Consider the following 17399-nt stretch of genomic DNA (forward strand, 5'->3'; position numbering starts at 1 on the left):
CCCACCCGGGCGCGGCTGCGCACCCGGGTAGCATCGAGGAGTCATGACAAGCACCGAACGCCCCTTCAGCCTGCGCTCGGTGGCCCTTGCCGCCTTCCTGCCGACGTTCCTCTTCTCCGTCGGTGAGGGTGCGATCATCCCGCTGATCCCGATCGTGGCCAACAACCTCGGGGCGTCACTCGCCATGGCGGGGTTCATCGCCGCGATGATCATGGTCGGCGAGCTCATAGGCGACATCCCGAGCGGCTGGGTCGTCTCCCGGATCGGCGAGCGCAACGCGATGATCTGGGCATCGTTCCTCGCGATCATCGCGATCCTCGTCTGCCTGGTCGCCCCGAACCCGCTCGTGCTGGGCGTCGGGATCTTCATAGTCGGCCTCGCGACGGCGATCTTCTCCCTCGCCAGGCATGCCTTCATGACGAGCTACGTGCCGGTCGCCTACCGGGCGCGTGCGCTGTCGACCCTCGGCGGAATCTTCCGCGGCGGCTGGTTCGTCGGCCCCTTCATCGCGACCGCGGTCATCCGCTTCACCGGGGGCACCCAGGCCGTGTTCTGGGTGTTCGTCGTCGCGTGTCTGGGCGCGGCCCTCGTGCTCCTGCTGTTGCCGGACCCGGAGAGCACCTTCGGCACTCCCGAACTCGCGACGTCCCCGGATGGAACCGTGCGCCCGGCCGGCCAGGAACTCGCGGAGGAGGAGAGCCAGGGCCTGTTCCAGACCATCTGGAGCTTCCGTGGCGTCCTCATCCGGCTCGGCACCGGCGCGGGCCTCGTCGGCGCGATGCGGTCGGCCCGCGCCGTCCTCATCCCGCTCTGGGCCGTCAGCATCGGCATCAGCGAGCCGGACATCGCGCTCATCATCGGCATCGCCGGCGGCATCGACTTCGCCCTGTTCTACGCGAGCGGCCAGATCATGGACCGTTACGGTCGCATGTGGAGCGCGCTCCCCTCGATGATCGGCCTCGGCCTCGGCCTCCTCGTCCTCGCGTTCACGCATGACCTGTCCACCAACGTGCAGTGGCTCATCGGTGTCGCGATGTTCCTGTCGGTCGCGAACGGGATCGGCAGCGGAATCCTGATGACACTCGGCGCCGACCTCGCCCCCAAGGACAACCCGGCACCGTTCCTCGGAGCGTGGCGGTTCACCGGCGACTTCGGCAGCGCGGTCGCCCCGGTCGCCGTCGCCGGGCTCACGATCGTGTCGATCTCCCTCGCGAGCGGCGTGATGGGCGCCTTCGGGCTGATCGGCGCCGTGCTGCTCGGCCGGTACATCCCGCGCTACGTTCCCCGCCGCCCCCGGCCCGGAATCAAGCCCGGACCAGCGTCGGGGACCCCCGGAACGCTGCCCGGCCGGGAATGACCGATGTGGAATGTTCCCCAGTGCAGTGACGTTTAATGGTGTCATGCCCCTCATCGGAGAATATGAACCCAGCCCACAGCAGTGGGTCCGCGACCAGGTCGCCCTCTACGAGAGCTCAGGCGGCGAGCAGGGCACCACGATGCGCGGCATGCCCGTCATCGTGCTGACCACGCTCGGTGCGAAGTCCGGCAAGATCCGTAAGGCCCCGCTGATGCGCGTCGAGCACGACGGCAGCTACGCGGCGATCGCCTCGCTCGGCGGCGCACCGCGGAACCCGGTCTGGTACGCCAACGTGGTCGCCCACCCCGAGGTCGAACTGCAGGACGGCACCCGGAAATGGGACATGGTCGCCCGCGAGGTCACCGGCGACGAACGCGCCGCGTGGTGAGAACGCGCCGTCGCGGCATACCCCGACTATGCCGACTACCAGGTCAAGACCGAACGGATCATCCCCGTCTTCGTGCTCGAGCCCCTCGCCGCAGAGCCGGTAACCGCAGAGCCTGTCTCCGCCGTTCAGAGCACCGCCGCACCCGCGGCGCAGGACTGAGCGTGGCGCGCGCCCGCTCCGGCACCAGACCTCCCCTTCTCGACCCGATCCGCCTCGACGACCTCACGGATGCCGATGGCTCAGAGCTCGTCTCTGGCGCCGACGTCGAAGCACAGCGTTTCAGCGGCTGCGACTTCGACGGACGGGACCTCACCGGGGTCGCCTTCCGCGAGTGCGAATTCCACACGGTGTCGCTCAACGATGCGAAACTGCGCGGCGCAACCCTGTCGGAGTGCGTCGCGGGCGAACTGCACGCGGCCATCTTCAGCGCACCCCGCTCGGTCTGGCGCGACGTGCGCGTCGAGCACTCTCGCCTCGGCTCCGTCGAACTCTACGAGTCGAGCCTCCGGTCCGTGCAGTTCGACGGCAGCAAGCTCGACTTCGTCAACCTGCGGAACGCCCAGCTGCACGATGTCCTGCTGAGCAATTGCATCATCGAGGAGCTCGACCTCGGCAGCGCGACTGTGCAGCGCCTCGAGCTCCGGGACTGCCGGATCGGCACTCTCGACGTGACGAGGGCCACGCTCAAGGACGTCGACCTGCGCGGAAGCGATTTCAGCGTCATCCGTGGTCTCGAGGGTCTCCGCGGAGCCACGGTCGACGACTCCCAGCTGAGCCTCCTCGCCCCGATCATGGCGGATCACCTGGGCATCATCGTCGAGTAGCGGCGCCGAGTAGCGGCGCCGAGTAGCGGCGCCGCGCTCGGTTCCGGGCTGTAGCCGAGCGCGGGTATTCCGCCGCTCCGCGTCTGGTGCACCACCCGCGGAGCGGCGGAACACCCGCGTTCGACCTTGCCGACCCGGTGCGGGCTCAGGACTTCCGTGAACCGCCCGACTTCGCCGGCTTCCGAGACTTCCCGGCCTTCGACTTTGCGGATTTCTTGTGGGACTTCGCTGGCTTCGGGGACTTCGCCGGCTGTAGCGAAGCGGACGGGACCGCAGAAGGGAGGGAGGCAGCCTGCGCGCCGCTCGGGTCGGCATCCGCTGCACGTGTCGCCGGCACCGAATCGGCCAGCGGATCACTCTCCCCCGCCGCAGCCCGGCGGTACCCCTGCAACCAGGCGTCGAGATCGTCGAACACTGTGGGCGCGAGCGAGTAGATGCGTTGCTGGGCGCGAGGCTCCACCGCGACAAAGCCCGCCTCGCGCAGCGCGCGCAGGTGCCGGGAGGTTCCGGGCTGGCTGAGGCCCAGGTGCGCCGCGAGTTGGCCGGTGCTGCGGTCGCCGAGTCGCAATTCGGCGAGAATCGCGCGGCGGTTCCCGTCGACGAGGACATCGAAGGCGGTTTGCAAGTCCAAGATGTGCATGCATTCAGTATGTACTCGGCTTATATAAGCCTCAAACGCATATACGAGACACTTCCTGGCTAGGGAATGGCGCCCGCTGTCGCCTCCAGGTCGGAGATCGGGCGGTCGCGCTGGGTCGCGATCGCGGCGCCCGCGGCCACGCAGACCACGACGATCGCGATCTGCTGCTGGAGCAGCAGAGTCTCCCCGAGCACGAGCACACCGAATATCGCCGCGATGACCGGTCCGAAGCTCGTGATGATCGCGTAGAGGCGCGGGGTGATCCGGCGCAGGATGTACGTGTCGAGCACGTACGGGAATGCAGAGGAGAGCACCCCGATCGCGAGCAGCAGCCCGAGCACACCCCAGTCGAGCCGGGTGTAGTCGACGGTGAGGAGCGCAAACGGCACGAGCAGGGTGAGACTGACGACGCTCGCGACCGAGATGCCCTCGAGGCCGGGGAAGGTCACGGCGACCCGTCGGGTCAGCAGGATGTACCCGGCCCACGCCGCCGCCGCGACGAGGGCGTAGAACAGGCCGAGCAGGTTGATCTCTCCGGAGGACCAGGTCAGCAGGAAGACTCCCCCGGCCGCCGTGGTCGCGCAGATGAAGTCGAGCGGTCGCCGCGAGGTGAAGAGGGCGAGGGAGAACGGGCCCAGGAATTCGATCGTCGCAGCGATGCCGAGCCCGAGCAGGTGCACCGCCTCGTAGAAGGCGAGGTTCATCACGGCGAGGTCAAGTCCGAGAAGGAGCGCGGGCCAGAGCAGCCGCCACGTCAGGGTCGACAGCTTCGGTCGGTAGAACGGCAGGACCGCGCAGGCCATCACGATCTGCCTGGCCGCGACGACGACGGGGGAACCGACGATCGGGATCGCGAGTCCGGCGAGCGAGGAGCCGTAGTTGATGCTGACCTCGGTGACGAGCTGGGCACCGGCCCCCGCCAGCCGTTTGGATTTCGCCGTCACGCCGGGCGCCCCTGTCTCGTTCACGATGTCGTGCCGCGCGGATCGCGCTCGAATTCGAGGCTAGCGGGTGACGGGACGGTTCACGGCCCGGCCCACGCCTCGGCCAGGAGTGTGACCGTTTCGTCATCGGAGAGCTGGTGGAAGTCGACGTAGAACTGGCCGATCGCCCAGAACTGCTCGGGGGTCTGCACCACGACGACGTCGTCCGCGAGCCCGCGCATCTCCTCGACGACATCGGCCGGGGCGACGGGCACCGCAAGGACAATACGGGCGGCGCCCTGGCGCTTCACTGCGGCGAGGGCCGCCTTGGCCGTCGCTCCCGTGGCCAGCCCGTCGTCCACGACCACGACGACCCGTCCGTCTGGGTTCACCCGGGGACGGTCTCCGAGATAGGCGGCGCGCCGCCGCTCGATCTCGGTGAGCTCCCGGCGCCTGGCCCGGCCGAGTCCCGCGGCGTCGGCCCCGGTCTCGACGAAGACGTCCTCGTTGACGATCATCTGGGCGTCTGCCCCGTCCACGACGGCGCCCATCGCGACCTCGGGGAATCCGGGTGCACCGAGCTTGCGCACGAGGATCAGGTCGAGGGGAGCGTGCAGGCGCCGGGCGACCTCGAGGGCGACCGGCACTCCGCCGCGTGGCAGCGCATAGACGACGGGGTCGGTGAGGTCCAGCTCGGCGACGAGCTCGGCGAGCAAGCGGCCGGCGTCGCGGCGATCGGTGAACATGGGGCCTCCCGGTTCCTCCCGGTTCCTCCCGGACTCTCCCGGTTCACTGTGGAGAGTAGCCCCGCGTGCGCCTCTACCGGAAGACCGAGCGGGCGACGGCCGACACCTCGAGGGGAACACCCGCCGGCAGCACGAGGGTGAGGATGGGCGGGCGCCAGTACGCACTCAGGGACACCGTCGCACTCTGACCGTCTGCGGATGCCGCCCGGCTCACGACCAGTTCCTCGAGGGTGGGGTGCGGGGCCGCCGCGAGGTAGGCATCCGCTGCCGTGCGTACCGCACCGGAATCGAGTTCGGTGCGCAGCGGGACCGCCGAACCATCCGGGGCGATGGTGACCGCGTCCAGGGTGTACGCCTCAGCTGCGGCGAGCGCGGCACCGTCCGCGAGGGTGAGCAGGCGTTTCCGCTCGAGGTAGAGGGACGATGCGGCCACGACCAGGAGGATCACGACGAGCGCGAGAAAGCCGTAGAAGATGGTGAGCAGGAGAGTGGAACCGGTGTCGTCCGACAGGTCGTCCCGCCTGTCGCCGGCTCGCACCTCGGGCGCCCGGCCTCGTGGTCGCACGGTCATGGTCCGGTCCCCGGCTGCCAGAATCGGGACACGGTCTGGGTCGCGTTCGACTCGAGGGGCACGCTCGCCGTCCCGGCCAGCCCAAGCACGTCCGGTACAAGGGGCAGGGACACCCGCAGGCGCACGGTGACCGTCACTGCGGTGCGGCGTTTCAGGCATCCGCCGGCCGCGGCCGCGCAGTCGATCGACACCTGCGCGTCCCCGGCCGGAAGGCCGTAGTCGGCGAGGGCGAAGTCGACCGCGCGCTGAGCGCGCTCCGCCGCGACTGCCTCGCTCGGCGCGCGCACATAGACCCGGGCGGCCTGCCGGGCGGCGCCCTCCACGGCGAGCGCGCCGCCCTGAAGCACGGACATGGCGAGCACGAGGTAGACGAGCGGCACAAGGAGAATCATGCCCGTCGTAATGAATTCGAGGGACGCTGACCCGTGGTCAGAGCGCAGTCGGCGGGAGATTCGCTCCACAAAACCGGCGGGGGCTGAATGACGGGTGGCGTCTGCCTCAGTCCGAGCCTTCGACGACGGCACGCCCGATCACCTCCAGGCTCCGATCGGGGCCGAGCAACCCGAGCAGCGGAAGCGGGGCGACCACCCGCATCCGCACGGTTGGGAAGCCTCCGTCACTCGCGTAGGTCGCGGTCACGTCGGTCGCGAAGGCGGGACCGAGCGCGGCCACGATCAGGTCCCGGGTGCGCGCGGTGCCGGCATCGAGGCCGGTGTCGGCGAGCGAACCGTAACGGGCGCCCTCGGCGGCGGCATCGAGCACGGTGTTGCGCACGTGCAGCGCGAGTGCGAGTTGAAGCACGGTGAGGGTCAGCACCGTCAGCAGTGCCGCGACGAGCACGAACTCGGCCGGCGAGGAGCCGCGGTCGGCACCGAAATCGAGGCGCAGCATCCCTCGCCGACCGCCGGTCTGCGGCGCGACGCCGTGCGCCGGGCGGGCCGAACCCGTCAGAGTCCGCTCACCCGGTTGATCGCCTGTTGGAAGATGCCGCTCAGCGCCGGCCCGGCGAGACCCCAGATCACGATCACCAGCCCGGCGGTCATCAGCGTGATCAGGACCCAGCCGGGCACGTCCCCGGTGTCGTCGTGCCTCGCCGTCCACTGCCTGCGGATGCGCCGCGTCAGGGTATGCATGTTCGTCTCCTCTTCTCGGTGGTCGTCGTGTCGGTGCTTGTCGTGCAGGTGGTGAGGGTGCCAGGGTGCGGTCCAGGTATGCGGTCGAGGCCGGCACGGTCAGAAACCGGCCTGCAGGATGAAGAGGCCGGGGAAGATCGCGAATGCGGTGGTACACAAAAGGCTGCTGCGGGACACGCCCCAACTTGCGCCAAATGCACTGAGAAGTCCTCGGCCCGATCTGCGCCCCGATGTCCGATGCACTCCAGCGGCGGACCTCCGACCGAATCAGACGGGCGGCCCCGGGGCTCGCCGTGCCTTGGCGAATTGATGCTTCCGCCGCTCGATATCCTTGGGCCATGAGTATCGTCGGAATCCGGGAGCCTTATACGTTGCACCGAGGCAATGTGTTGAAGGCGTATCAGTCGTGGGAAGCGCCCACCACAATCATTTCTGACGGGGCGTATGGGGTGCGCGGCTTCCACGGTGACACGACCGGAGTCGAGGACCTTGTTGATTGGTACCGTCCGCACGCTGTCGCATGGGACCGCGCCGCCAAACCCTCAACAACCTTGTGGTTTTGGAATACCGAAATCGGCTGGGCCACCGTCCACCCGTTGTTGGTCGCCCATGGTTGGGAATACGTTCAAACGATCACCTGGGACAAAGGCCTTTCGCACATCGCGGGCAACGTCAACGGCAACACGATTCGACGGTTTCCCACCGCAACCGAGGTATCGGTCCTCTACCAGCGCAGATTCATGATCGATGCGACGGACGGGCCGCTAACCGTAAAGAAGTGGCTGCGCCACGAATGGCAGCGGGCGGGCATCCCCCTGAACCGAGCGAATGAAGCCTGCGGAGTCAAGAACGCCGCCACACGGAAGTATCTAACCCAGGATTGGCTCTGGTACTGGCCCCCCGGCGTCATGGTTGCGCGGCTCGCGGAGTATGCCAACAACAACGGGCGCGACGGCGGACGACCGTACTTCTCGCTGGACGGCGAGCAGTCCGTCACGGCGGACGAGTGGGATGCCCTTCGATACCAGTGGAACCACACCCACGGCCTTACGAATGTGTGGCAGCGCGCACCGCTGCACGACTCCGAGCGATTGAAGGGCACAATGTTGAGGTCAGCGCCCCGCGTCCACAACCCGTCTTCGTCCTCTGCGGCGCACTTGAACCAGAAGCCTTTGGAGTTCATGCAAAGGCAGATTGAGGCAGTGACTAAGCCGGGCGACGTTGTTTGGGAGCCCTTTGGTGGACTCGCGTCGGCGTCGGTTGCAGCCGTCTCGCTTGGCAGACGCGCTTATGTGGCCGAAATCGATCCAAACTTCCAGCAGCTAGCAGAGACGCGCCTTATCGACGCGGCTGCCGGAATCTTGGACGCCGCCCAGGTCGTCGCATGACGGTTGTTCCGCAGGTCACAGGCGTCCCGATATCTCCGCCGTTGCCCCCTACGAGGCTGATTCTCGACCAGAGCGAGCCGAAGACCATTCTCCGAGAGCGGGTCCGAACTGCGCTTATCGCTCTTCCCGGATATTTTTCATTCAACAATCCCGTTTCGGGTATCAACGCGACGGACCTTTTCAACCTCAATACGCTCCTTGGAGCTGGCATTGAGATCGAGGTCGTTCGCACTCTAAACCGACTTCGCGAGCTGTGGGACCCGAACGATGAATGGCTGGGCTATCGCTTCGAGCGATCAAGTCAGGCCTTCCCCGATGTGCGGCTTGTCCGCCGCGACAACGACGTTCCCGAGATTGCATTCGGCATCGAGCTCAAGGGCTGGTTCTTGCTTGCCAAGGAGCTGGAGCCGAGCCTCCGATACAAGGTTGCGCCGAGCGCTTGCGCACCTCACGACCTCATTTGTGTCGTGCCGTGGCATCTTTCAGATGCGGTCGCGGGGACCGCGCAGGTTACCGAGCCATGGGTGGAAAGCGCCCGGTACGCTGCGGAATACAGGGATTATTGGTGGGAACACATCCGGAAGGCGCAATCTGCCGCTGGGGTCACTTATCCACCCAACGCCCATCCGTACCCAAACAAAGCCGATTTGGTCAGCGCAGTACCCGATCGTGATGGAGGCGGAAATTTCGGACGCCTCCCCCGGTCAAAGCCGCTCATGGATGATTTTCTCGAGCGCACCCTCCGCGAGGAGGTCCTCGGAATCCCGGTCCGCGATTGGGCTTTGTTCCTTCGCACTCACAGCGACACCGCCGACAGCGCGACGATCTTGAAGACACTCCTGCAACAACTGGACACGAATCAGAATCCGATCGGGATTGATCGTGCGCAAAGAATCATGGCGCTCGTGGAAGAGCTTGCGGGCCTCATCATCTAGGTCAAAATTCAACTGCGAGTAGACGACGAAAGCACCCCGCGCGACCGGAAGGTCGCGCGGGGTGCCTCTGTTTGGTGTCTGCCGACTGAGCTAGTACCCGGTCAGATTCGGCATCGGCAAGCGATCGGTGAACAGCTTTCGAATCGCCGCGGCCGCGGTCGGATCGTTGCCGCCGAGCCCGAGGAACGTCACCGAATCATTCATGATCTGCGTCGTCCACAGCTCGGCGAACCACTCGACGCGGTTCGTTGAGCCGTAGAGAACTTTCGGGATATTCGGCCCAACTTGCGCCCAGAATGCCAGAAACTGCGGCGTGCCGCTGAGCGAGTTTTGCGTTCCATCCGTCGCCCCCGGCCAAAGTGCGCCGAAGGTTTCGTCGATGTGGTGCCCGAACTCGTGGACAAGCGTTTCGTCACGCGAGGTTGTCGAGGTGACTGCGCTCGTGTGCATCCGCAGCAGGCCCCATTCGGCGGAAAATTGGTATTTTCCGCCCCACGGGAGCGGCAACGAGTCACGGTTCTTTGCCCAGTCCCGCGACAATTCCTCCGAACTCCCAACGTGAACGGCCCAGGCGAGGGTGTGTTGAGCCAGCGCCGAGTAGAACGAACGGAACGGAACCGCGAACGCTTCGCGGATCGCGGCCGGAATCTTCGCATAGTGGATGTCGCTGGCCAGCACCTTGGCGAGTGCGGCCGCGTTGTTCTCCCGCCAGCGCAGCGGATACGTCAGCCCGGGCGGCGCTGGCACCCGCCCGGGAACGGTCGGCGGCTGCTCAATCACTGACGATGTACTCCCACCAGAATTGAACGACCGCGTCCCCCGTCTTGACCGGCGTCGCGTTCGTCACCTTCGACACGTCTACGGTGATCCGAGTCCCGGGTCCAATCGTGTCCACGGTGAAGACATCCTCGCCCGCGGCGTCGTTTCCGTCTGTCACCGAAACGCTGCCCGCCAGGACGCTACCGACGATGAGGTCGAAGGTTGTGCCCGGGCTGCTCGCGCCAGCCGAGGGCATTGTTCCGATTGTCACGCTGAGCCCGAGCGGTCGGATCGACGCCCACCACGGGCTTGTCCAGCCGAGAACGCCGGTGCGAACCGTTGTCAAGGCACCCGAGAACGCGAACGACTCGGCTTGCGGCCCGCCGCCGATGTTGCCGGGCAGGAAACGGCGCGGGATGACGCCGCCTTCGAGCAATGGGAATCCGGGGTCGGTCATCGTCTCAGCTCCAGCTCGTGATTTGGGTGATAATTTCGGCGCTCGTCGCGCTGCCGTGGATGTTGCTTGCGACCACTCGAAGGTGCAGGTCCGATCCGCTCACCATGTACGGAAACGGTGCGCTGTATCTGTCGCGGCCGGGCGTCGATGACGGCCCAACGTATGCCGCCAGGCGGGGCGTCCACGTCGGTTCGTTCCACGGCGCGTTCGGGTAACGGGTCTGGAGGGTGATTGTCGGCGCGGGGTCGCCGGTCCCGGCATAGTCGAAGTCGAACGCGGTGTCGTTGTCGGTTATGCCATAGGCCAGCGCGAACTGCTGAACCACGGGGAACCCGGCCGATTGCCCTGCGGTCAGCGTTGCGGGGTCGCTCACGGCCTGCCCTGCCGCGTTCGTGAACACTGCCCGGTAGCGGTGCCCATTGTCGTCGGCGGTCGCCGTAAAGAGGTACTCGTTCGCCGTTGCGCCCGCGATCGGAACCCACCCGGCCCCGGCGTCGACCTGCCATTGCACGGTCGGTGCGGGATTGCCGGTTGCCTCGGCGAGCAGCGTGACCTCCTGCAGGTTGTTCACGGTCTGCGATACCGGGTGCAGCGTCACCACGGGCTTGATGTCCACCCGAATGCGCAGGATCCCGGGGTCGGTCGGGTCGATGTAGAACGCGGTGCCGGGGGTCATACCTTCGGCGATCGCCTGCACAGCGGCCAGGGTCGCGTCCCAGGCCGTTTGAGCTGTCGGCGACACGACCAGGGTGCGGGGGTCGATGTCTTCCAGCTCGTCATAGCGCAGCGGGGTCGCGCTCAGCGGTACGGCCTTGTAAAACGTCTCCAGGCCGCGCAGCCAGGACGGGCTAATTCGCCACGCCTGCCCCGGCCCGGTCGGCGACAGCTCCACAGACACCCGCCCGGCGACCAGGGGGGCCGTGAACGGCTCGGTGGTGCGCGTGCGGCCCGCGGCCACCTCGGCGACCGTGAGCGAACACGCGATCACGCCGACCGCTGGGATGTCCACCCCGGCCGCGGTCGGTGTGACGAACTCGAACAGTACCTCGGTCATTCTTTCCTCTCTGCCAGGTGCCCCGCCGACCCGTTCCCGGATCGGCGGGGCGCTTGATTGCTCAGCTATTCGGCGTGCTTCGGCCCGGTTGCGTCCTGCTCGGCGATGCGCTCGGCCGCGGTTCGCAGGTCATATACCGGATTGCGCGCGATGCCGAGCAGCCAGCCCGCCCAGGGGAACTTGCGCTCGAGCCATGCGACGGCGACGTAGTACAGCGACGCCGCGGTGGTTTGGATCGAGACGATCAGGCCGTCCGCGACCGGTCCCGAGACTTCGAGCCCGAGGCGCGCGAGCTGGCCGAGTAGGAACCCGACCAGGATCGGCACGAGCGTTCGCACGGTGGCGACGATGAATTGACTCATTCTGTTTTGCCTTTCGTTCGTTGGTGAATTGCGGCTAGATCGCCGTGTTGAGGTAGTGCGCGACGCCCTTGTAGGTGTTGACCCCGGGGTCGCCGTCGATCCGGCCGGTGTAGCCGTTTTTCTGCGCGAGCAGTTGGAGGCGGGTGTAGAACACGGACCCGGGCTTGCCGTCGATGTCGGCGTTCGTCTTCGCGTATCCCGGGAAGTCGAGGGAGTTGAGGAACCGGGCGAACCCTCGGTGGGAGTTCACGCCCGGGTCGCCGTCGATCTTCCCGGTGTACCCATTCCGGGAGGCGATGACTTGGTATCGCTTCCAGTAGTTGACACCGGGCACGCCGTCTTCCTCGGTCCCCGTGCGAGGGATGCCCGTGGCCGCGGCCGGTGCTGCCGGTGCTGCGCTTGCGGTCGCGGATCCGGCCGCGGATGCCGCCCCGCCGAACAGCTCGGCCAGGTCGTGCGCGCTGTAGTTTCCGTCCAGGGCGAACCCGGCGACCTGAACACGGCTCGAGAACTGGTGGACGTGCGCCTCGCTGATCGAGCCGCGAAGGTCGGGCGTGTGGTCGGGGGTGTGCCCGGTTGGTCGGTCGCCGTAGGCTGCCCACCAGTTGCGAACTCCGAGCGCTTCGGACTCGGACCAGGGCGCGAACGTGCGCGTGTCCGCTGCGCCCGCGTACTTCCACAGCCGCGCCCAGGCGATGCCCGTGCGGAACTGAACACGGCGCAGGAACCGGGCGACCTCGGCGTCCTTCCAGAAGGTGCCGTTCCCGTCGAGGCGTTCGTTGTCGAGCGCGAGAACGTCGCGCGCCGCGTCGAAGCGATACAGGTGGTCCACGAACCAATCGGCCTGAGCCTCGGGCGACAGCCCGCCGCCGATCAGCCAGTAGTGCCCGCGTGCCATACCGGCCGCGATCGCCCGGTCGATCTGCGCGTGGTAGAACGGGGCCGAGTAAAGGTCGCCCGTGTTGAACCCGCCCGCCTTGACGATGGCAAATTGTGCACCCTCGGCGCAAGCGCGGGCGAAGTCGAGCCCCTGCTGCGATGTGGCGACGTCGATTCCGAATGTCGGCATAATCTCTCCTTAAATGCGAACGGCCCCGCTGATCGCGGGGCCGTGTCCTTTGGTCGGGCTAGTTGATTTCGGCCTGCTCGAGCGCGAGTAGGCGCTGCTCGAGCAGCGTCAGGCGCCGGTTCGATTTGGCGACCGAGGTCTTCAGCGCCGCGCCTTGCCGCTTGACGTGTGCGACCTCGGCGCTTAGTTCGTTGACCGCCGCCTCGGTTCGGGTCGTGATGTCTTTGACCGACTTGCCCGAGTTCGCCTCGAGTTCGTGCTTGATGAATCCGAGGTCTTCGGGCAGGTTCGCAAGGGTGTCAACCAGCTTGATCCCACGGGCCAGGAATGCCACGACCTTACGGAATGTCGGCCAGCCTCGCCACACGGCGAGCGCGGCCGCGATGATGCCACCGAGCCATAGCAGCGCGTCGCCGAGCGTGACGCCTTGCAGCCAGGCGGGCATCTCAGCCCACCCCCGGGAGTGCGCGCAGGCCGTAGGTTCCGACCATGCCGTTCTCACCCGTTTGGCTCAACTTGACCTCGATGCTCGTGATTCTGGCCGTCATGTTCGGCACTCGGCCCTGCCAATCGGTGATTAACACGGGGTCGCCGATCTGCCACCGAAGGTCGGGCGGGACGCTGATGTCGCGCAGCTCGAACCGCGGCTCGAGCAGGTCGCCGAGCAGTTGGGAGGCGAGCGCGGTGACGCTCGCGACATCCTGCCGCCACCCGGACGATTCGAGCGCGAGCGCCCGGTCGCCCCACTTGGTGATCGCGGCCGAGTTCGACACGTTCACCGGAACGGTCTGCGTTTCAGCGTCGTCGGCCAGAACTCGGCCGAGTACCCAGATTGCGGGCGCGCCAGCAGCCAGCCCGAACGGTGGAGACGCTTCGGTCGGCGACGCCCATTCCGAAGGCCACGCCGTGTAAAGAACCTGACCCGAGTTGTTCCGCACGGTGAGTTCCCACGCGCTCGGGCCGACCGGGTGAATCGTCGCCGAAACGGCCGAACCGGTGTAACGGGTGGCACCGCTCGCGCTCGTGCACAGCACGACCCCGACGTCGGACTCCCACGCGCCGCCCATAAGTGAGATGAACGACACGCTCGCCGACTCGGGCGTGAACGCCTTAGCGGGATACAGCATGTGCGAGGAGACGCCGCTCGGGATGGTGAGAACGTCCTGCGCCAGGAACGATGGAACCGCCCTCGCACCCCGCCCCGATCGTGTAAGCCGCGACCGCTTGACCGAGGATGTCACCCGCGTGCGTATCGACTCGACACTCACGGATCCGGCGATGTTGTCGAGCAGGTCGGTGCCCCACGTCGCCACCGGTGTGGTCGATCCGTTCAGCGTGTCCCGGTTGCTGAAGTAGAACTGGCCGACCTCCGAGAACCCGACCATTCCGAGTTCGGCCGAGGCTATTTCTTTGCACAGCTCCCACGCGATGCGCCCGTCGATTGGGGGCAGCGTGTCCACTTCCAGGCGGGCTCGGTCAACTCTCGCCGTCGCCGTGAAGTTGATGGTCGATATGGTCGGCGGTGTCAGCGCCGCGTAGCTGGCGAAGTAGACGTGCAACGCCTGAACCTTGCCCGGGTCGATCGCTGGCACCTTGATCGGCCCGACGACACCCGAGCTGGCACCGAGGGCGATGTCCGTGTATAGGTTCCCGTCGAGCCACAGCTTCGCGCGGCCCGCGAAGCTTAGCTCGTAGGCGATGTGATGCCAGCCCGCCGAGAGTGTGCGGCCCGCGCTGTAGTCGATGTTGGTCCAGGTCGCGCCGCCGTCGCCTGAGGACCGCAGATAGACGCGGCTCGATGCGTCAACGTATGGCCCGATGCGGGCGTTGAAGCCCATTCCGAGGGTGATCGGCGCGGCCGCAGCGCCCGGCGTGTGCTTGTACCAGAACTCGGCCTGCGTGACCGCGCCCGTTTGCCAGCTCGTGTCGCGGTCAGGGTACGCCGAGACGTTCCAGTAGTCGTCGCCCGTCAGCTCGGCGGGCATGTCCACGAACCGGCCCGCGGTGAGCCATGCGGTGCCCGATCTGACGCCCGCGCCGTTCGGGACCGTCCATCCGATGTCGGCGAGCGCTCCGAATGCGAACGGCACCGAGATAACGCATGCACTCAGGTTCCGCGGGGCCGGTGTGACTCGGATCCCCGAAGCGTGCAGCGCGGCGACGATGACGGCCGACAGGTTCGTCGGGAATCGGCGCAGTGTTTGCGGTGCGCTCGGGTCTGAATCGGATCCGTAAACCGGGAGACTAACCGAGGCGCGCATTCGGTCGCTGTTGTCGAGCGCTTCGATCGTCAGCGACTTCGCCGCGTCATCGACCGCCAGGTCGCGACCGCTACCCCGGAACACCGGAACCTCGGCGGCGCTGTACCCCGCCGCCAGCTCGATGTCAGCGCCGAGCCACGCGGCCCTGTCGGCCGATTTCATAGGGTGCGGCGCTCCCGGCATTGCCAGGTCGGCGTTGATCGTCACACGGGTTGTTACAGCGCCGCCCACGAGCGACACCGCCTCGGGCACGTCCCCGGCCAGCTCGCGCCGGACGGTAATACTTTCGGCCAGGGTGACGTCCTGAAATGTCGAGCCCCCGCTGCGGCGCGTGAGCCGCGCGAACATGCCCGCTCGAGCAGCGAACGCCGCGTTGAGGGTGGTATCGGTTGGTGATTGCATCCGCGCCCCCTAATATGCCGCTTTGGCGATGACTCGGCGCAGGATGCGCGCGAGCACGGTGCCGTCGATACTCAGCTCAATGGGCACCTCGACGTACTGATCGCCGCCGCGGCCCATCCCGAACTCCGAGCTGCGCGACAGCGGAACGACCGCCTCCGGTCCCGCCTCGCCGATAAGGGCGATGGTCGGGCCGGTGACAATGCCACCCGCGGCGAGCGCTGGCAGGTGAAACTTCGGGAACTGAACGTGCCCGCCGCCGAGGATCCACGGCAGGTCAAAGTTGAGAGTTCCGAGGGTGCCGTTCCAGATGTCCACCGCGAACGACAGGACATTCTTGACCACCCCGCGCACGAGCCCGACCAGCCCGTTCCAGGCGTCGCCGACACGGGCGGGAATCGACGTGAACAGCCCGACGATTGCGCCGACCTTGCCGCCGAGCCAGCCGAGGGCGTCGCTCGCCATGCCGCTGATCCCGCCCCACCAATTGCCGAACCACTCGGTGATTGGTCCCCAATTTTTGATGATGATTCCGAGCGGGTGGAATGTCAGGAACGCCTCGGTGATGACGCCGAAGAACCACTGGATACCCGACCATACGGCCGACCACACGCTCCCGAACCAGGCGACAATTCCGTCCCAATTCTGGATGACCAGAAACACGACCCCGGCGAGCAGCGCGATCGCCGCGACGATTCCGAGCACGATCCAGGTGATCGGCGATGCGAGCAGCGACACCCCGAACCCGAAGACGGCCTTACCCGCGACGCCGAGGCTGGAGGCCATTGGGCCACCCATGAATATCGCCATAGGGCCGAGCGCGGCCAGCACTTCGAGCACGCCGGGGCCGAACACGACCAGCCCGGCCGAGATTTCGCCGAGCGGCCCGGGGACGTCGACCATGCTCTTTGTCCACTGCTCGAACCCGCGTTTCATCGTCTCGAGCCGATTCTGTCGGGTGTCGTTGAGAACGTCGCCCATCTTCTCGGTCGCGCCTTGCACTTCGCCCAGGCCACCCGCTGCCCCTTGCAGCGACGATAGGAACAGCGGAATGTCGGCGGTTCCGAGGTCTTCGATCGGCGTGCCAAACAGGGCGATCGCCGTGTTCGCCCGCGATGTCGGATCCTCGATCGACAGCAGCCCGGAAACGATGTCCTGGAAGGCACCCGAGGCGCGGTCGCCGCCCGCCAGGATGTCGTTGGACATCCCCTGAGCAGACAGCCCGAGGGCGTTGTATGCCCCGACCGAGCTTGCGCTCATATCGGTCGCGCGGATCGTGAACTCTTTGAGCGCGTCGCCGGTCTTGTCGACCCCGAACATGCCCTTAGCGCTGGCCGCGACCAGCATGCTCATTCCACGTTCGCCGCCGAGCCCTAGTTGTTTGAAGAACCCGCCGTACTCGTCGGTCGCGTCGAGCAGGTCGCCGCGCAGCTCGACCGGAACCTTTTGCATAGATGCCGTCAGCAGGTCGAGGGCGTTGCCGCCGTCCGTCGCGAGCCCTTGCCGGACCATTTGCCCGGCGACTTGCGACGCCCGGGAGACATCCACCTCGAACGCCTTGGCGAAGTTCAGGGTCTTTTTGGTCATTGACTCGAGGTCGGCTTCGCTGGCCTCGCGCATTCCTGAGAATGACGAAATGACCGACTCGACCGCGCCGTTGACTGCGCCGACATTCTCGCCGTAATTCTGCGCGAACACCCGGCCCGACACCTCGCCGATCCGCTTCGACTCCGCGGGCAGCAGCCCGAGGCTGGCCGACATCTTCGCGTTGAGGTCTTCGGTGTCGAGCGTGCTCGACATCGCTTCGCCGATCTTGACGCCGCCCCACGCTGCGGCAATTCCGACCGCAGCCTTTCCGGCGAACTTCGAGAACCCGTCGATTGTCTTCTCGGCCTTCGAGCTGTCGGCCAGGAGGTTGAATATGAAGTCCTTAGCGTTTGGCATGTCGCCTCGCTTCCATTTCTCGGTTTGCCTTCTCGCGCGCCGCTACTTGCGCGTCGCACGACAGCGCGAGCGACAACCAGACGCCGTATTCCAGCTCGCCCACGTTGAACGGGGTAATGCCCGGCCAGAACTCGGAGTGGCTGATCGTTAGAATCCGGTTTCGGATCTGATCCTCGACCCGCGGCTCGG

General features: G+C 66.7%; 20 protein-coding genes and 1 pseudogene. 6 read left to right on the forward strand and 15 right to left on the reverse strand.

The genetic code is table 11. The features are described 5' to 3' along the window. Window positions 1–43: 43 nt before the first annotated feature. The 3 genes and pseudogenes from RHM57_RS10930 to RHM57_RS10940 all read left to right on the forward strand — a co-directional run bounded on the left by RHM57_RS10930 (window position 44) and on the right by RHM57_RS10940 (window position 2569). Window positions 44–1357, forward strand: coding sequence for an MFS transporter (locus RHM57_RS10930; protein ID WP_322188031.1), 1314 nt, complete (start codon window positions 44–46; stop codon window positions 1355–1357). 43 nt (window positions 1358–1400) lie between these two features. After that, window positions 1401–1904 (forward strand): annotated as a pseudogene (locus RHM57_RS10935) (nitroreductase family deazaflavin-dependent oxidoreductase). Window positions 1905–1906: 2 nt separating this feature from the next. Beyond that, window positions 1907–2569 (forward strand): pentapeptide repeat-containing protein, encoded by a 663-nt coding sequence (locus RHM57_RS10940; RefSeq protein WP_134559444.1) that lies wholly within the window; start codon window positions 1907–1909, stop codon window positions 2567–2569. 145 nt (window positions 2570–2714) lie between these two features. On the opposite strand, the gene RHM57_RS10945 is transcribed toward RHM57_RS10940, so the two are convergent. From RHM57_RS10945 to RHM57_RS10975, 7 genes are all read right to left on the reverse strand, one after another. Further along, complete coding sequence (locus tag RHM57_RS10945; RefSeq protein WP_206750886.1) at window positions 2715–3209, reverse strand: ArsR/SmtB family transcription factor; 495 nt, start codon at window positions 3207–3209, stop codon at window positions 2715–2717. Between the two features lie 59 nt (window positions 3210–3268). Beyond that, entirely contained in the window at window positions 3269–4153 is an 885-nt protein-coding gene (locus RHM57_RS10950; RefSeq protein ID WP_134559445.1) for an EamA family transporter, read from the reverse strand. Between the two features lie 80 nt (window positions 4154–4233). Beyond that, window positions 4234–4878 carry a phosphoribosyltransferase gene (locus tag RHM57_RS10955; protein WP_134559447.1) on the reverse strand — a complete coding sequence of 215 codons (645 nt, stop codon included), beginning with the start codon at window positions 4876–4878 and terminating at the stop codon, window positions 4234–4236. Between the two features lie 73 nt (window positions 4879–4951). Next, the gene (locus RHM57_RS10960; RefSeq protein WP_322188035.1) at window positions 4952–5449 is read right to left on the reverse strand and encodes a pilus assembly protein TadG-related protein; all 498 of its coding nucleotides are present in this window, start codon (window positions 5447–5449) and stop codon (window positions 4952–4954) included. Continuing rightward, the gene (locus RHM57_RS10965) at window positions 5446–5841 is read right to left on the reverse strand and encodes a hypothetical protein (RefSeq protein ID WP_241975381.1); all 396 of its coding nucleotides are present in this window, start codon (window positions 5839–5841) and stop codon (window positions 5446–5448) included. Before RHM57_RS10965 ends, RHM57_RS10960 begins: the two co-directional genes overlap by 4 nt. Window positions 5842–5947: 106 nt before the next feature. After that, entirely contained in the window at window positions 5948–6340 is a 393-nt protein-coding gene (locus tag RHM57_RS10970) for a TadE/TadG family type IV pilus assembly protein (RefSeq protein ID WP_322188037.1), read from the reverse strand. Between the two features lie 56 nt (window positions 6341–6396). Beyond that, the gene (locus RHM57_RS10975) at window positions 6397–6582 is read right to left on the reverse strand and encodes a hypothetical protein (protein ID WP_134447281.1); all 186 of its coding nucleotides are present in this window, start codon (window positions 6580–6582) and stop codon (window positions 6397–6399) included. A gap of 338 nt (window positions 6583–6920) precedes the next feature. Between RHM57_RS10975 and RHM57_RS10980 the strand changes: the two genes are divergently transcribed. Further along, window positions 6921–7970 (forward strand): DNA methyltransferase, encoded by a 1050-nt coding sequence (locus RHM57_RS10980; RefSeq protein WP_322188039.1) that lies wholly within the window; start codon window positions 6921–6923, stop codon window positions 7968–7970. After that, entirely contained in the window at window positions 7967–8905 is a 939-nt protein-coding gene (locus RHM57_RS10985; RefSeq protein WP_322188041.1) for a hypothetical protein, read from the forward strand. Before RHM57_RS10980 ends, RHM57_RS10985 begins: the two co-directional genes overlap by 4 nt. A gap of 90 nt (window positions 8906–8995) precedes the next feature. Here RHM57_RS10985 and RHM57_RS10990 read toward each other — a convergent pair whose 3' ends face one another. The 8 genes from RHM57_RS10990 to RHM57_RS11025 form a co-directional block, all read right to left on the reverse strand. Beyond that, a complete protein-coding gene (locus tag RHM57_RS10990) occupies window positions 8996–9685 on the reverse strand; it encodes a hypothetical protein (protein WP_322188043.1) in 690 nt (229 codons plus the stop codon). Further along, on the reverse strand, window positions 9678–10121 hold the full coding sequence (locus RHM57_RS10995; RefSeq protein WP_322188045.1) for a hypothetical protein: 444 nt from the start codon (window positions 10119–10121) through the stop codon (window positions 9678–9680). The genes RHM57_RS10990 and RHM57_RS10995 overlap by 8 nt, the downstream gene beginning before the upstream one ends. A gap of 4 nt (window positions 10122–10125) precedes the next feature. Further along, window positions 10126–11175: an immunoglobulin domain-containing protein gene (locus RHM57_RS11000; RefSeq protein ID WP_322188047.1), complete on the reverse strand. Its 1050-nt coding sequence runs from the start codon at window positions 11173–11175 to the stop codon at window positions 10126–10128. Between the two features lie 65 nt (window positions 11176–11240). Then, complete coding sequence (locus RHM57_RS11005) at window positions 11241–11537, reverse strand: hypothetical protein (protein ID WP_322135484.1); 297 nt, start codon at window positions 11535–11537, stop codon at window positions 11241–11243. A gap of 34 nt (window positions 11538–11571) precedes the next feature. Further along, a complete protein-coding gene (locus tag RHM57_RS11010) occupies window positions 11572–12606 on the reverse strand; it encodes a GH25 family lysozyme (protein WP_322188049.1) in 1035 nt (344 codons plus the stop codon). A 58-nt stretch (window positions 12607–12664) separates the two neighbouring features. Next, window positions 12665–13051, reverse strand: a complete 387-nt coding sequence (locus tag RHM57_RS11015; RefSeq protein WP_322188051.1) for a hypothetical protein — start codon at window positions 13049–13051, stop codon at window positions 12665–12667. Window position 13052: 1 nt separating this feature from the next. After that, window positions 13053–15269, reverse strand: a complete 2217-nt coding sequence (locus RHM57_RS11020) for a hypothetical protein (protein ID WP_322188053.1) — start codon at window positions 15267–15269, stop codon at window positions 13053–13055. Window positions 15270–15278: 9 nt separating this feature from the next. Further along, the gene (locus tag RHM57_RS11025; RefSeq protein WP_322188055.1) at window positions 15279–17066 is read right to left on the reverse strand and encodes a phage tail tape measure protein; all 1788 of its coding nucleotides are present in this window, start codon (window positions 17064–17066) and stop codon (window positions 15279–15281) included. On the opposite strand from RHM57_RS11025, the gene RHM57_RS11030 reads away from it, so the two are divergent. Beyond that, entirely contained in the window at window positions 17056–17361 is a 306-nt protein-coding gene (locus RHM57_RS11030; RefSeq protein WP_322188057.1) for a hypothetical protein, read from the forward strand. The two genes, RHM57_RS11025 and RHM57_RS11030, sit on opposite strands and share 11 nt — an antisense overlap. The last annotated feature ends 38 nt before the right edge of the window (window positions 17362–17399 follow it).

The sequence above is a fragment of the Cryobacterium sp. 10S3 genome (assembly GCF_034344045.1).
GTDB lineage: Bacteria > Actinomycetota > Actinomycetes > Actinomycetales > Microbacteriaceae > Cryobacterium > Cryobacterium glucosi.

Coding starts and splice junctions, on each gene's coding strand:
- RHM57_RS10930 (WP_322188031.1), top strand. CDS start 44: ATGACAAGCACCGAACGCCCCTTCAGCCTGCGCTCGGTGGCCCTTGCC.
- RHM57_RS10945 (WP_206750886.1), bottom strand. CDS start 3,209: ATGCACATCTTGGACTTGCAAACCGCCTTCGATGTCCTCGTCGACGGG.
- RHM57_RS10955 (WP_134559447.1), bottom strand. CDS start 4,878: ATGTTCACCGATCGCCGCGACGCCGGCCGCTTGCTCGCCGAGCTCGTC.
- RHM57_RS10960 (WP_322188035.1), bottom strand. CDS start 5,449: ATGACCGTGCGACCACGAGGCCGGGCGCCCGAGGTGCGAGCCGGCGAC.
- RHM57_RS10965 (WP_241975381.1), bottom strand. CDS start 5,841: ATGATTCTCCTTGTGCCGCTCGTCTACCTCGTGCTCGCCATGTCCGTG.
- RHM57_RS10970 (WP_322188037.1), bottom strand. CDS start 6,340: ATGCTGCGCCTCGATTTCGGTGCCGACCGCGGCTCCTCGCCGGCCGAG.
- RHM57_RS10975 (WP_134447281.1), bottom strand. CDS start 6,582: ATGCATACCCTGACGCGGCGCATCCGCAGGCAGTGGACGGCGAGGCAC.
- RHM57_RS10980 (WP_322188039.1), top strand. CDS start 6,921: ATGAGTATCGTCGGAATCCGGGAGCCTTATACGTTGCACCGAGGCAAT.
- RHM57_RS10985 (WP_322188041.1), top strand. CDS start 7,967: ATGACGGTTGTTCCGCAGGTCACAGGCGTCCCGATATCTCCGCCGTTG.
- RHM57_RS10995 (WP_322188045.1), bottom strand. CDS start 10,121: ATGACCGACCCCGGATTCCCATTGCTCGAAGGCGGCGTCATCCCGCGC.
- RHM57_RS11000 (WP_322188047.1), bottom strand. CDS start 11,175: ATGACCGAGGTACTGTTCGAGTTCGTCACACCGACCGCGGCCGGGGTG.
- RHM57_RS11005 (WP_322135484.1), bottom strand. CDS start 11,537: ATGAGTCAATTCATCGTCGCCACCGTGCGAACGCTCGTGCCGATCCTG.
- RHM57_RS11010 (WP_322188049.1), bottom strand. CDS start 12,606: ATGCCGACATTCGGAATCGACGTCGCCACATCGCAGCAGGGGCTCGAC.
- RHM57_RS11015 (WP_322188051.1), bottom strand. CDS start 13,051: ATGCCCGCCTGGCTGCAAGGCGTCACGCTCGGCGACGCGCTGCTATGG.
- RHM57_RS11020 (WP_322188053.1), bottom strand. CDS start 15,269: ATGCAATCACCAACCGATACCACCCTCAACGCGGCGTTCGCTGCTCGA.
- RHM57_RS11025 (WP_322188055.1), bottom strand. CDS start 17,066: ATGTCGAGCACGCTCGACACCGAAGACCTCAACGCGAAGATGTCGGCC.